The sequence below is a fragment of the Sphingomonas sp. P4_G2 genome, assembly GCF_056401155.1.
The window spans coordinates 294,456-308,542 of the sequence record NZ_JBFUJY010000004.1; the positions used below are offsets into that span (position 1 = coordinate 294,456).

General features: G+C 64.4%; 13 protein-coding genes. 6 read left to right on the forward strand and 7 right to left on the reverse strand.

The window, feature by feature from the left end:
* Positions 1–122 precede the first annotated feature (122 nt).
* From AC1DRD_RS13545 to AC1DRD_RS13570, 6 genes are all read left to right on the forward strand, one after another.
* Positions 123–1,349: a serine hydrolase domain-containing protein gene (locus tag AC1DRD_RS13545; protein WP_478041765.1), complete on the forward strand. Its 1,227-nt coding sequence runs from the start codon at positions 123–125 to the stop codon at positions 1,347–1,349.
* A 103-nt stretch (positions 1,350–1,452) separates the two neighbouring features.
* Positions 1,453–3,489, forward strand: a complete 2,037-nt coding sequence (locus AC1DRD_RS13550) for a 3-hydroxyacyl-CoA dehydrogenase NAD-binding domain-containing protein (RefSeq protein ID WP_478041766.1) — start codon at positions 1,453–1,455, stop codon at positions 3,487–3,489.
* Positions 3,490–3,601: 112 nt separating this feature from the next.
* On the forward strand, positions 3,602–4,936 hold the full coding sequence (locus AC1DRD_RS13555; RefSeq protein WP_478041767.1) for an amidase family protein: 1,335 nt from the start codon (positions 3,602–3,604) through the stop codon (positions 4,934–4,936).
* The gene (locus AC1DRD_RS13560) at positions 4,933–6,117 is read left to right on the forward strand and encodes an acyl-CoA dehydrogenase family protein (RefSeq protein WP_478029290.1); all 1,185 of its coding nucleotides are present in this window, start codon (positions 4,933–4,935) and stop codon (positions 6,115–6,117) included. The genes AC1DRD_RS13555 and AC1DRD_RS13560 overlap by 4 nt, the downstream gene beginning before the upstream one ends.
* A gap of 96 nt (positions 6,118–6,213) precedes the next feature.
* Positions 6,214–7,341, forward strand: coding sequence for an acyl-CoA dehydrogenase family protein (locus tag AC1DRD_RS13565; RefSeq protein ID WP_478029291.1), 1,128 nt, complete (start codon positions 6,214–6,216; stop codon positions 7,339–7,341).
* Complete coding sequence (locus AC1DRD_RS13570; protein WP_478041768.1) at positions 7,341–8,252, forward strand: acyl-CoA thioesterase; 912 nt, start codon at positions 7,341–7,343, stop codon at positions 8,250–8,252. The genes AC1DRD_RS13565 and AC1DRD_RS13570 overlap by 1 nt, the downstream gene beginning before the upstream one ends.
* Positions 8,253–8,255: 3 nt before the next feature.
* Here the strand turns inward: AC1DRD_RS13570 and AC1DRD_RS13575 are convergent, their stop codons facing one another.
* The 7 genes from AC1DRD_RS13575 to AC1DRD_RS13605 form a co-directional block, all read right to left on the reverse strand.
* Complete coding sequence (locus AC1DRD_RS13575; RefSeq protein ID WP_478041769.1) at positions 8,256–8,978, reverse strand: TonB-dependent receptor; 723 nt, start codon at positions 8,976–8,978, stop codon at positions 8,256–8,258.
* 17 nt (positions 8,979–8,995) lie between these two features.
* A complete protein-coding gene (locus AC1DRD_RS13580; protein ID WP_478041770.1) occupies positions 8,996–9,769 on the reverse strand; it encodes a hypothetical protein in 774 nt (257 codons plus the stop codon).
* 60 nt (positions 9,770–9,829) lie between these two features.
* Positions 9,830–10,129, reverse strand: a complete 300-nt coding sequence (locus AC1DRD_RS13585) for a putative quinol monooxygenase (protein WP_478041771.1) — start codon at positions 10,127–10,129, stop codon at positions 9,830–9,832.
* Positions 10,130–10,141: 12 nt separating this feature from the next.
* On the reverse strand, positions 10,142–10,942 hold the full coding sequence (locus tag AC1DRD_RS13590; RefSeq protein WP_478041772.1) for an SDR family NAD(P)-dependent oxidoreductase: 801 nt from the start codon (positions 10,940–10,942) through the stop codon (positions 10,142–10,144).
* 91 nt (positions 10,943–11,033) lie between these two features.
* Positions 11,034–11,798 carry an SDR family oxidoreductase gene (locus AC1DRD_RS13595; RefSeq protein ID WP_478029297.1) on the reverse strand — a complete coding sequence of 255 codons (765 nt, stop codon included), beginning with the start codon at positions 11,796–11,798 and terminating at the stop codon, positions 11,034–11,036.
* A 102-nt stretch (positions 11,799–11,900) separates the two neighbouring features.
* Positions 11,901–12,965, reverse strand: a complete 1,065-nt coding sequence (locus AC1DRD_RS13600) for a phosphotransferase family protein (RefSeq protein ID WP_478041773.1) — start codon at positions 12,963–12,965, stop codon at positions 11,901–11,903.
* Positions 12,966–12,975: 10 nt separating this feature from the next.
* Entirely contained in the window at positions 12,976–14,058 is a 1,083-nt protein-coding gene (locus AC1DRD_RS13605) for a Zn-dependent alcohol dehydrogenase (protein ID WP_478041774.1), read from the reverse strand.
* Positions 14,059–14,087 lie beyond the last annotated feature (29 nt).

A 14,087-nucleotide genomic window follows, 5' to 3' on the forward strand; every position in this document is an offset into this window, starting at 1 on the left:
TCCGCTCTCCAGCTTCGGCCATCGCAGGTCTTCGCCTGCGCGATTTCGCAACGTTAGAGTTGATTCGGGCGTCGCTCAAGGCAATAGAGAGTCGGAATTTGAAATAGGGGTATGGAAGAGCGATGCTGATGAAAGCGCCCGAAAAGCATGGCTTCGACGCCGCCCGCCTCAACCGCATTCCGGCATTCCTGAAGGAACGGTACCTCGATTCGGGCAAATTGCCGAACGCGCAGATACTGATTAGTCGCGACGGTGAGATCGTCCATTTCTCGAGCCAGGGCGCGGCGATCGAAGGCTCCGACAAGGCGATCGACGAGGGCTCGATCTTCCGCATCGCCAGCATGACCAAGCCGATCACCTCGGTCGGCTTCATGATGCTGGTCGAGGACGGCAAGGTCGCGGTCGACACGCCGGTCCATCACATCTTGCCCGAGTTCAAGGGGATCGGCGTCTATAATGGCGGCGGCGGAGGCGTCCCGTTCCTGCCGGTGACGCCGACCGCCGAGCCGATGCGGATGCTCGACCTGCTGCGCCACACCTCGGGGCTGACCTATGGTTTCCAGAACCGCACCAACGTCGATGCCGCCTATCGCGAGGGCAAGATCGACAATTGGCATGGCGGCAACGACCTCGACGGGTTGGTCGCGGCACTGGGCCAGCTCCCGCTCGAATTCTCGCCCGGCACGGCATGGAATTATTCGGTGTCGACCGACGTACTGGGCGCGGTGATCCAGCGCGTATCGGGCATGCCGCTCGACCAATATTTCGCGGAGAAGATCTTCAAGCCGCTCAAGATGGACGATACCGGCTTCGTGGTATCCGACGGCAAGGTCGACCGGCTGACCGATTGCTACACCTTCGTCGCGGACAAAGGTCGCGTCATGTACGATCGTGCGAGCGAAAGCCTGTGGCGGCGCCAGCCCAAATTGCTCTCGGGTGGCGGCGGATTGGTCTCGACCGCACTCGACTATCACCGCTTCTGCCAGATGTGCGCCAATGGCGGCGATCTCGACGGGGTCCGCCTGCTCGGACGCAAGACGTTAGACCTGATGACGATGAACCATCTGCCGGGCAAGTCGGACCTGTCGACACTGTCGCGCTCGCTGTTCAGCGAGACGCAAAATGCCGGCACCGGCTTCGGCCTCGGCTTTGCCGTTACCGAGGACGTCGCCAAGACGATGATTCCGGGGTCGGCGGGCGAATATTATTGGGGCGGGATGTTCTCGACCGCGTTCTTCATCGATCCGGTCGAGCGGCTGCACATGGTATTCATGACCCAGCTCAGCCCGTCGGGGCTGTATCCGATCCGCCGCGAACTCAAGACGCTGATCTATTCGTCGCTGACCTAATCCGTCGCCCCGGCGGAGGCCGGGGCCGCCGGCCGCATCGCCGGCACGGGCCAGAACATAGCTGCCCCGGCCTCCGCCGGGGTGACGATTTCAGGAGAGAAGAATGTCCGATACGCCCGCCTCGCCGATCCGCACCGAACGCCATGGCGACGTCCTCGTGATCATCTCGAACAACCCGCCGGTCAACGCGCTGGGTGCGGCGGTGCGCGAGGGGCTCGAAGCGGGGATCAAGCAGGCTGAGGCCGATGCGACGATCAAGGCGGTGGTGATCCGTTGCGACGGCCGCACCTTCTTCGCCGGTGCCGACATCACCGAGTTCGGCAAGCCGATGAAGGGGCCGGGCCTCGGCACGGTGATCGACATGATCGAAGCGCTCGACAAGCCGGTGATCGCCGCGATCCACGGCACCGCGCTCGGCGGCGGCTGCGAGGTCACGCTGGGCTGCCACTATCGCATCGCGGTGCCCTCGGCGAAGATCGGAACCCCCGAGGTCAAGCTCGGCCTGTTACCGGGGGCCGGCGGGACACAGCGCATTCCGCGCATCGCAGGGGTCAAGCTCGCGCTCGAAATGACCGCGATCGGCGATCCGATTTCCGCCAAGAAGGCGCAGGAGGCCGGGCTGATCGATCGCCTGGCGGGCGAGGACAGCCTGGAGGCCGATGCGATCGCCTTCGCCAACGAGATCGCCAGTAAGCGCCCCCTGCCCCGCGCGTCGGAAAAGACCGCGACCGCCGACCCCGAAGCGGTCGAGGCGTTCAAGAAAGCCAATGCCCGCAAGTTCCGCGGCTTCGATGCGCCCGCCGCCAATATACGCTGCGTCGAGGCGTCGACGCATGGCACCTTCGCCGAGGGCATCGCCGTCGAGCGCGAGGAATTCATGAAGCTGATGATGGGCACGCAATCCGCTGCCCAGCGCTACATGTTCTTCGCCGAACGCCAGGCCGCCAAGGTCGACGGTATTCCGGCCGACGTGCAGTTGCGCCCGATCAAGAAGGTCGGCGTGGTCGGCGCCGGCACGATGGGCGGCGGCATCAGCATGAATTTCCTGACCGCCGGCATCCCGGTGACGATCGTCGAAACGGCGCAGGAAGCGCTCGACCGCGGCGTCGGCGTGATCCGCAAGAATTACGAGAATTCAGCCAAGCGCGGCCGCTTCACGACCGAAAGGGTCGAGGCGATGATGGGGATTCTGACCCCGACATTGAGCCTCGACGACCTCAAGGAGTGCGACCTCGTCATCGAGGCGATCTATGAGAATATGGAGGTCAAGAAGGAGCTGTTCGGCAAGCTCGACAAAATCGTCAAACCCGGCGCGATCCTGGCGTCGAACACGTCCTACCTCAATGTCGACGAGATCGCCTCTGCGACCGGCCGTCCGCAGGACGTGTTGGGCATGCACTTCTTCTCGCCGGCCAATGTCATGAAGCTGCTCGAAGTGGTGCGCGGCGCCAAGACCGCGCCGGACGTGCTGGCGACGGTGATGGCGCTGGCCAAGCCGATCGGCAAGGTCGCAGTGGTGTCGGGCGTGTGCCCGGGCTTCATCGGCAACCGCATGCTGTCGGCGCGCAACGCCCCCGCCAATTCCATGCTGATGCAAGGCGCGCGGCCCGAACAGATCGACAAGGCGCTGGTCGATTTCGGTTTCCCGATGGGCGTGTTCCAGATGGGCGACCTGGCCGGCGTCGATATCGGCTGGCATCGCGATCCTACCAAGCAGGACACGATCCGCGACGTGCTGTGCGCGCGCGGCCGCTGGGGACAAAAGACCGGCAAGGGCTGGTACGATTATGACGAGAACCGCAACCCGACGCCATCGGCCGAGGTCGCGGAGATTATCGAGGATTTCCGCAGCCGGTCGAACCAGGCCAGGCACGATTTCACCGACGAGGATATCATCGCCGCGACCATCTATCCGATGGTCAACGAAGGCGCGAAGATCCTCGACGAAGGCATGGCACAGCGCGCGTCCGATATCGATGTGGTGTGGATCTACGGTTACGGCTGGCCGGTCTATCGCGGCGGTCCGATGTTCTGGGGCAATACCGTTGGTTTGGATAAGGTCGTAGCCGGACTGGAGAAGAACGGCGTCGAGGTATCGCCGCTGCTGAGGGCCAAGGCCAAGGCTGGCGAGAAGTTCTGAGCATGAAGTTGCGTCGCCCCGGCGAAGGCCGGGGCCGGCCCGTTTGGCGCACCGACCGGGCCAAGTTTCCAGCGGCCCCGGCCTCCGCCGGGGCAACGAGATGAGGTCGACTATGACGGACGTTCTGGACCGCGTGACCGAAAAATCGGCGATCGAAACCGCCAAGGCGATCCGCTCCGGCGAGACCAGTGCGTTGCTCGAATGCGAAGCCGCGATAGCACGGATCGAAGCGCGCGACGGGCCGATCAATGCCGTCGTCGTCCGCGATTTCGACCGCGCCAGGCATCAGGCGCATGAGATGGATCAACGTCTCGCCGCCGGCGAACGCGCACCCCTGCTCGGCGTGCCGATGACGGTCAAGGAAAGCTTCGATATCGCCGGACTCAAGACCAGCTGGGGCATGGAAGCGGCGCGGGACTTCACCGCGCAGGATGACGCGCTCGCCGTGAAGCGGCTCAAGTCGGCCGGCGCGGTGATCCTGGGCAAGACCAACGTCCCGCCGATGCTGGCCGACCTCCAGTCCGACAATCCGATCTACGGTCGCACCAGCAACCCGCACAATCACGACCGCGTCGCGGGTGGATCGTCGGGTGGGGCCGCCGCCGCGCTCGCCGCCGGCATGGTGCCGCTCGAACTGGGCAGCGATATCGGCGGCTCGATCCGGGTGCCCGCCGCGTTCAACGGCGTCTGGGGCCACAAGCCAACTTTCGGCGCGCTCAGTCGGGACGGTCATTACTTTCCAGGCACCGACGGCGCGCCCGGCGAATTGTCGGTGATAGGGCCGATGGCGCGCAACCCCGACGACCTCGCGCTCGCGCTCGACATCCTGTCGGACCATCCGCTCAAACAGGCCGATAATCGTCCGGCGAACGAATATCGCGTGCTGGTGCTCAATTCGCATCCGCATGCAAGGGTCGCCGCGCCGATCGCCGACGCGCTCGATCGATTGGCCGACGCGCTCCACGATCTCGGCGTGTCGGTCGATCGCAAGAGCGACCTGCTTCCCGATCTCGAAGCGCAGCAGCGCGCCTATATGAAGATGCTCAACATCACGATCGCACGCGGCGTGCCGCAGGATGGATCGGCGGCGACCACCTTGGTCCAATGGTTCGACCTGCGCGACGAACAGGCGCGTAACGCGCGCGCCTGGAACCGCCTGCTCGCGAGCTACGACGCGGTGATCGCGCCGACCTTGGGCGTCACTGCTTTCCCACACGATCCGACGCCCTTACCCAAGCGTGTGCTCGACATCGACGGCGAGCCCACGCCATTCGGCCTGCAATTCGCCTTTCCGGGGCTCGCGACTTTTCCGATGCTGCCCGCGACCAGCTTCCCGATCGGCGTCGACCCTGATGGCATGCCGATCGGCGTGCAGGCGATCGCCGACACCTATCTCGACCACAAAGCCATCGCCGTTGCCCGGCTGGCGCATGGAGCCATCCAATGACCGAAGACCTCGAAACTTTCCGCGCCGAAACCCGCGCCTGGCTCGAAGCCAATTGCCCGGCCGAGATGCGTGAGCCGGTGCGGTCCGATGCCGATGTCGTTTGGGGCGGACGCGACCAGTCGAAGATGACGCCGGCGCAGAAGCAATGGATGGGCGCAATGGGCGCGAGGGGTTGGACCGTACCCGACTGGCCCAAGGAATATGGCGGCGGCGGTCTGTCGCCGGCCGAAACCAAGATCCTGCGCGAGGAAATGGCGCGGCTCAAATGCCGCAACCCACTCAATTCTTTCGGTATCTCGATGCTTGGGCCGGCGCTGCTCAAATACGGCACCGAGGCGCAGAAAATCGAGCATCTGACCAAGATCGCGCGCGGCGAGATCCGCTGGTGCCAGGGCTATTCCGAGCCCGGCGCCGGATCCGACCTGGCCAGTTTGCAGGCCTCTGCGGAAGACAAAGGCGATCACTATCTGGTCAACGGACAGAAGGTCTGGACCAGCTATGCCAATTACGCCGACTGGATCTTCTGCCTGGTGCGCACCGACAAGACGGTCAAGCAAGGCGGCATCAGTTTCCTGCTGTTCGACATGGCGACGCCGGGCGTGTCGACCAAGCCGATCCTGCTGATCTCGGGCTATTCGCCGTTCTGCGAAACCTTCTTCGACAATGTGAAGGTCCCCAAGGAAAACCTTGTTCACGAAGTGAATAAGGGTTGGGACGTCGCCAAATACCTACTCGGTCACGAACGCGAGATGATCAGCGGCATGGGGCTGGGATCGAGCGGCGGCAACCCGCTGGTCGATGGCGCCAAGCGGACTGTCGGCCTGACCGACGACGGCACCCTCGCCGATCCGGTGCTGCGCGCGCAGATGGCGCTGTTCGAGGTGCGCGCCAAGGCGTTCACTGCCATGTCGGAGAAGTTCATCGACGAATTAAAAGCCGGCAAGGCGCACCCTGCCCAGCCGTCGATGATGAAATATTACGGCACCGAGCTCAACAAGTCGCGCCACGAACTGATGATGGCGGCGGGTGGCTCCGATGCGCTCGAATGGGAAAGCCAGGAGTCGAACACCGGCGCTGCGCCGCGGGCGTGGCTCAGGACCAAGGCCAATTCGATCGAGGGCGGCACCAGCGAGGTGCAGCTCAACATCATCTCGAAGCGGATTTTGGAATTGCCATCTTAGTCGTCATCCCAGCGAAAGCTGGGATCTCGTGCCGCAAGCACACGCCAAGATCGACAAGATCCCAGCTTTCGCTGGGATGACGAAAGCGAGTAAAGAATGCCCCTCTATCTCAACGACGAACAATCCATGCTCGCGGATACCGCGAAGGACTTCGTGCGCGAACATGCCCCGGTCAAACACCTCCGCGAGCTCCGCGATACCAACAATGCCGACGGCTTCAGCCGCGACTTGTGGAAGTCGTTCGCCGAGATGGGCTTCACCGGCATCCTGATCGGCGAGGATCAAGGCGGGCTCGGGCTCGGCCATGTCGAGGCTGGCGTCGTGCTCGAGGAGATCGGTCGCAACCTGTCGCCCTCCCCGTTTCTCGCCACTGCCGTCGCCGCGATCGAAGCGCTCAGGGGCAGCGCACTCGCCGGCAAATTCTACCCCGGCATTCTGGCCGGCGAGACCGTCGCCGCGCTGGCGATCGACGAGCAGGCCAAGTTTCGCGACAGCGTCGGGATGAAGGCCGAACGGTCGGGCAACGGCTTCCGCCTGTCGGGCAAGAAGCAGTTCGTCACTCATGGCCATGTCGCCGACCTGATCATCGTTGCCGCGCGCACATCCGGGTCGGATGCGGATGAGAACGGCGTAACGTTGTTCGCGATCGACAAGGGCGCTGCCGGCCTGACCGCGACGCCAGAGCGGCTCGCGGATTCGAGCATCGCCGCGCGGCTCGACTTCGACAATGTCGAGGTCACCGCTGATGCGGTGATCGGCGAGGTCGATGCCGGCCGCGATCCGCTCAATCGCCTGCTTCGCGCCGGCCGCACCGGCGCCTCGGCCGAGATGCTCGGCGTCGGCGCAGGGGCGACGGACATGACCGTCGATTATCTCAAGCAGCGCAAGCAGTTCGGCGTCGTGATCGGCACGTTCCAGGCGCTCCAACACCGCGCCGCGCACCTCTATTCGGAAATGGAAGTGGCCCGCGCCGCCACGCTCCGCGCGCAGCAGATGCTCGACAGCGGCGCAGAGCGCGCGGACGAAGCCGTCTCGGTCGCCAAGGCACAGACCGGGCTCGCCTCGATGCTCGCGGTGCAGGAAGCCGTGCAGATGCATGGCGGCATCGGCATGACCGACGAATATGACATCGGCTTCTACATGAAGCGCCAGCGCGTGCTGGCCGAGATGTTCGGCGACGCCAACTTCCATGCCGACAAAATCGCGCGTAACGCCGGTTATTGATGGCCGAAGAAGACCCCAATTCGCGCCCCAAGCGCACCCCCGAACAGCTGATCGAGGGGCTCGTCGCGTTGCTCGATGTCGAGGAACTCGATGCCGATCTCTATCGCGGCATGAAGGTCCCCGGTGGCCAGGGCCGCGTGTTCGGCGGTCAGGTGATCGGCCAGGCGCTGCAAGCGGCGCAACGATCGGCGGAAGGCAAGGACGCGCACTCGCTGCACGCTTATTTCATGCGCGCCGGGGACGACGCGCTGCCGATCATCTATCGCGTCGTGCGCGATTTCGACGGCAAGAGTTTCGCCACCAGGCGCGTGATCGCGACGCAGAACGGCCAGCCGATCCTCAATATGGCCGCATCGTTCCAGGTACCCGAAGGCGGGCTGCATCATCAGGATGCGTTCCCCGTCGACATTCCGCCGCCCGAAGACCTCAAATCCGAAAGCGAGCTGCGCGTCGAGGCGGCGCAGCACATGCCCGAAGAACATCGCGCGCGTTTCCTCCGCTGGGCGAGCCCGATCGACGTTCGCCCGCTCTACCCGCGCAACTGGTTCTCGCCCGCCGCGCGCGAACCGATCAACTATAGCTGGATCCGTGCCGTTGCCCCGCTCGGCGACGATACGGCGATGCACCGCGCAATCCTGGCCTATGCCAGCGACATGGGGCTGATGGCGACGAGCATGATGCCGCACGGCGTCAATTGGATGACGCCCGGCATGCAGACCGCGAGCCTCGACCACGCGATGTGGTTCCATGAGGCATTCCGCGCCGACGAATGGATGCTCTACGCGATGGACAGCCCGTGGGCCGGGCACGGCCGCGGCATGAACCGCGGCAGCATCTTCACTCGCGACGGCCGCCTGGTGGCGAGCGTCGCGCAGGAAGGCCTGATCCGCAAGCGCGAGCCTAGGAGCTGAGCCCTACTTCCTTGTGACGGTATAAGTAGAGGGAAGGTACAGGACCACGTCGATCGGCCCCGCCCGCGCCCATTCGACCGGCCGATCGAGTCCACTGACGTTGACGCCGTAATCGGGCCCGAACTTCACTTTCATCGTCGCGGCGTCGGCGGCGATCAGATCGGCGATCTGCCCACGATATTGGTCCGGATTGACGACCGACAAAGTCGGCTCGCCCATCACGGTCAATGTCGACCGCCCGGCCTTGGCTACGGCATCGACAAAGCGGCCGATTTGCGTCTTGGCCGCGGCGATATCCATGTCGGGCGTGAGCTTCACCTTGACGAGGAAGGTCGTGGTTGAGGTGTCGGGCCGGCCATCGCCGCCATAAGTGAGGTTCCGATAATTGGTCGTCGTGAGCGGTTCCACGATATAGTCGCCCGTCGCCAATTCCACGCCGGCCTTGGGCGCCCCGGCGATCATCGTGCGCAACGTCGCGTTGATGTCGTTCATCCGCACCGTCGCATCTCGGGTGTCGCCGGTCAGTCGCACGCTCTGCACGACATAATCGGCTTTGCGTTTGAGGTTGATGATCGACCGCTGGGTGGCGACGATGCCATTGGCATAGCCGCCATTATAATCGCTCGGCGATCGGCGTTGCGCGGTGACGATGACTTCCTGCGCGAATAGCGGCGTGACGCTCGCGACCGCGGCAAGGATGGTCAGACTGCCGGCGATGATCCGCATTGCTCTCCTCCTTGCGTTCAGTTGCGCGGCCGGATGGTGCTGTTCGCGGGCAGGAATAGCTGCACCTCGGTCAGCCCCGCGCGTTTCCATTGCACCGGTTTGTCGAGTCCCGTGACTTCGACGCCATAGCCGGCTCCGAATTTCGCGCTGGTCCCCCCCGTGTCCTTGGCGACCAAGTCGATGATCGCGCCGCGATATTGCTCGGGATTGACCACGCTCAGCGTCAGGTCGCCATATGGTTTCATTTCAGCGCGACCGACTTGCGGCACTTTCTTGATGAACTGATCGATCTTGGCCAACGCCGTCTTGGCATCGACGCCGGGCGCGAGCGGTACCTTGACCAGGAACTTGACGAATTGCCCGTCGATAGTGTCGTCCGGATCATTGTCGTCCTCGTCGCCATCGAGGACCTTGAGATCGGTATAATTGCCGACGGTCAGCGGTTCGACCACGATGTCGCCGCTCGCGACGAGCACGCCCGAGGCGCCGGCGGAATCGACCGCCTTGCGGACCATAGCCAGCACTTCCTTCTTGGCCTCATCGTCACCGACAGTGTCGCTCGCAATCACGACCTGTTGAATGGCGAAGTCGGCCGTGCGGCGCAGCATCTGCACCGCGGCGGGCGGGATTACGGGCCTGGGCTGGTCGTCATTATTGTTGCGCTTGCGGATCAGCGAGCCGGTGACGATGATTTCCGCGGTGCCGTCACTGGCGCCGTTGTCCTGAGCAACGGCAGGTGTCGCGCCGGCAAACGTGACGACCACTGCCAAGCCCGTGAGAAACTTGCGCATCTCAACCCTCCCCCTGCTTGTCATCGCAGGGTGCGGCGTTGCGGCGAGTCTGTCAAACCGTCAGAGCGGCGTGCCCTCGTCGGCGTTATAGAGTTTCAGGTCACGGTCGTGCAGCCCGAGCTCGGCGCCCTGTACGCGCCATTCGGCCATGTGCGCCGATGCGCCATGCGCCTTGAGCGCGTCACGATCGCGCCAGCGTTCGACGACATGGATCAGCGTTGGATCGAGTACATCCTGGCCATAGGCATAAGTGAAGCAGCCGTCCTCGGCACGGCTCGCGGTCACCATTGCCTCCATCGCCGCCCGCGCGCGATCGAGCCCGCCTGCCGGCAACCGCACCGTGCCCATAATCAACAGCATCTCTTCTACTCCTCAAACGGCAGGCTTGCCGAACTCCTGCCGCGTGACCGGGTGGCTCGACGACAGGCCGCCGTCGACTGCCCAGGCCTGGCCGTTGACGTAGCTCGCATCGTCGCTCGCTAGGAACAAGGCGACCCGCGCAATTTCTTCCGGAACGCCGGCGCGTTTGAGCGGATTGAGGCGGCCGACCTTGTCCATCTTGTCGTTGGCGCGGGCATATTCGAACACGCGCGCCGTCATACCGGTCTCGATCAGCCCCGGACAGATCGCGTTGACGCGGACATTGGTGCCGGTCAGCTGCTGCGCGGCAGTGGCGACGAGATTGATGACGCCCGCCTTGGACGCCGAATAGGCTGGTCCGCCCGCGCCCGAGCGGATGCCGGCAACCGACGCGGTGCAGACGATCGCGCCTTTGCCGCGCTTGATGATTTCCGGCGCGCCATGCTTGATCGCCAGGAACGGCCCGATCAGGTTCACCCGCAATACTTCGGTCCAAAGCTCGACTGGCGTGTCGAGGATGCCGGTGATCCCGCCCGATATCCCGGCATTGGCGTAGATGATGTCGAGGCCGCCATGTTCGGCCACGGCGAGCGCCACCGTGCGTTCCACATCGCCCTCATCGCCCGCATCCATCTGGATCGCCTTGGCCGTGCCACCTGCTTTTAGGATCGCCTCGACCGTGTCGTGCACTGCCTCGCTCTTGTCGGCCGCGATGACGCTGCCGCCTTCCGCCGCGAACAGGGTCGCGGAGGCCCGGCCGATGCCCGATCCAGCGCCGGTGACGATGATCGATTTGCCGGTAAAACGTGCCATTCTTTCCTCCGTCGCCCCGGCGGAGGCCGGGGCCGCTATGTTGTCGTTTCTAAACCCAGCGGCCCCGGCCTCCGCCGGGGCGACGCGAGGATTAGATCGTCACTCCACCATCCATCACGATCGTCTGACCCGTCGTGAACGCGGCAGCCTTCGACGCGAGGAACACCACGCCGCCCGCAATATCCTCCGGCTCGCCGATCCGGCGCAGCGGTACCGAACTATTCGCCGCCTTTTGCCGCTCCGGATCCTCCCACAGTGCCCGTGCGAAATCGGTCTTCACCAAGCCCGGCGCGATGCAGTTCACCCGCACATTGTCCGGCCCATATTCGTGCGCCAGGTTGCGCGCGAGTTGCATATCGGCCGCCTTGGAGATGCAATAGGCGCCGATCGCGGTCGATCCGCGCAGGCCGCCGATCGATGAGATGATGATGATCGCGCCGTCCTTGCGCGCGCGCATCTCGGGCACGACCATCGAGATCAGCCAGTGGTTGGATACGATATTGTTGTCGAGGATCTTGCGGAATTGCTCGTCGCTGATGTCCGCCTGTGGCCCGTAATAGGGATTGGACGCGGCGTTGCAGACCAGGATGTCGATCTTGCCGAATGCCCGGCGGCTCTCGTCGACCAGATGCTGCAGACCCTCCTTGTCGGAGATATTCGCGGCGACCGCGATGGCGGTGCCGTCACCGTATTTGGCGTTGATTTCGGCGGCGACCTCATCGCAGGCATCCTGCTTGCGGCTCGAGACGACGACCTTCGCGCCATGTTCGGCAAGTTCGAACACGCTCGCCTTGCCAATCCCGCGCGACGATCCGGTGATGACCGCGACCTTTCCGGTCAGGTCGAATAGCGACATTGTCCTCTCCTTTTTCTAGTCGTCGCCCCGGCGGAGGCCGGGGCCGTTGGCAACGGCGCGACACGGCCAGCGACCCCGGCCTCCGCCGGGGCGACGAGCTATCTACGCCCCCGCCTTCTGCGCAAAGTCCCAGGCCGCGTCCGCGAGGCGATACACTCCCGCCGCCGACTTCTCGGCCTGCGCCGATGACGCCGTGCCCTCGACGATCCGCTTCTTGATGCCCTGGACGATACCGGTCAGGCGGAACAGATTGTACGCGAAATACCAGTTGAGGTCGGGCACGCCGTCGCGCCCGGTGGCCGCGCAATAACGCTCGATCATGTCCTCCAGCGTCGGAATGCCGCTGTCGCCGCCGGCCTTGCCCATCACGCCCGAACGACCTTCGGGCGCGGTCACCCAGCTCATCAGGAAATAGCTGAAATCGGCGAGCGGATCGCCGAGCGTCGACAATTCCCAGTCGAGCAAGGCGATGACGCGCGGCTCGGTGGCGTGAAAGATCATGTTGTCGATGCGGTAATCGCCATGGACCACGGAGGTCCGCATCTGCGGCGGAATGGTGCGCGGCAGATATTCGATCAGCTTCTCCACCGCGGGCATGTGCTCGGTTTCGGCCATGCGATATTGCTTGGTCCAGCGGCCGACCTGGCGCTCGAAATAATTGCCCGGCTTGCCATAATCGCCCAGGCCCGCTTTCTCGTAATCGGTATTGTGCAGCGCCGCCAAGGTGTCGCACATCGCGTTGTAGACCCCGGTGCGCTCGTCGGGCGCATAGTCGGGCATCGTGCCGTCCCAGATGTTGCGCCCATCGGCGAACCCCATGATGTAGAAATCGGTGCCGATCACCTCGGGGTCGGTGCACAGCCCATATGGCCGCGCCACTGGAAAGCCGGTCGGATAAAGCCCGGCAATCACGCGATATTCGCGATCGACCGCATGCGCCGAGGGCAGCAAATTGCCGAACGGCTTGCGGCGCAGGACGTACTCGCCCGATGCCGCCTGGAGCTTGTAGGTCGGGTTAGACTGTCCACCGGCGAACTTGGTGTAGTCGAGCGGACCCGCGAATCCCTCGACATTGGCCTGCATCCAGGCGCTCAGCCTGGTTAGGTCGAGGCGATCCTTTTCCGCGACTTCGATCGTCTTTGGTGCGTCGTCGGGATGTGCGCTCATCAACCTGTCCCTACCCGAACGTGATCACCGAGCGCGCGGTATCGCCCTTGCGCAATTCGTCGAAGGCGTCGTTGATCCGCTCGATCGGCATGCGATCGGCGATGATCGTGTCGAGATCGAGCAGCCCGCGCAGGTAGAAATCGACCAGCCGCGGGATATCGACCGGGAAGCGATTGCCGCCCATCAATCCGCCCTGCAATCGCTTGCTGCCCAGCAGGTCGAATGCCGACAGGCCGACGCTGCTGCCGATCGGCATCATGCCAAGGATGGTCGCGGTGCCGCCGCGCCGAAGCACCTTGACCGCGGTCTGCGCCGACGCTTCGCGCCCGACCGCTTCGATCGCGTGGTGCACCCCGCCCTTGGTCAATTCGACCACCTCGGCGACCGTGCCTTCCGCCGTCGCGTCGAAACTGTGCGTCGCGCCGAGCTTTTCCGCCAAAGCGCGCTTTTCCGGAACCGGGTCGAGCGCGATGATCTTGCCCGCACCGGCGATCTTGGCCGCATTGACCGCGGCCAGCCCGATGCCGCCGCAACCTACCACGCACACCGTTTCGCCCGGCGTGACCGGGCTGGCGTTGAACACCGCCCCCGCGCCTGTCGTCACCGCGCAGCCGAGCAGGGCCGCGCGGTCGAGCGGCATGTCGGGGTCGATCGCGACGCAGGCATGTTCGTGCACCAGCATCATCTCGGCATAAGCCGACAGGTTGAGCATCTGGTGCACCGGCTCGCCATTCAGCGTGAGCCGCGGCGCCGCATCGCGCGCGCGCTTGGTATCGTTGCTGACGCACAGCGACATCCGCCCTGACACGCAGAATTCGCAATGGCCACAGAAAGCCGACAGGCAGGTGACGACGGCGTCGCCGACCTTGACCGTGCGCACCTCGCTGCCGACCGCCTCGACGATACCCGCGGCCTCGTGGCCGGGGATCGCCGGAAACGGCGTGGGATAGGCGCCATCGACGAAATGCAGATCCGACCGGCACACGCCGCAGGCCGCGGTACGGATCAGCACCTCGTGCGGGCCCGGATTGTCGATCGTCACGTCGCAGATTTCGAGCGGCTTCTTCGCTTCGAACAGAACGGCTGCCTTCATTTTATCTCCGTCGCCCCGGCGCAGGCCGG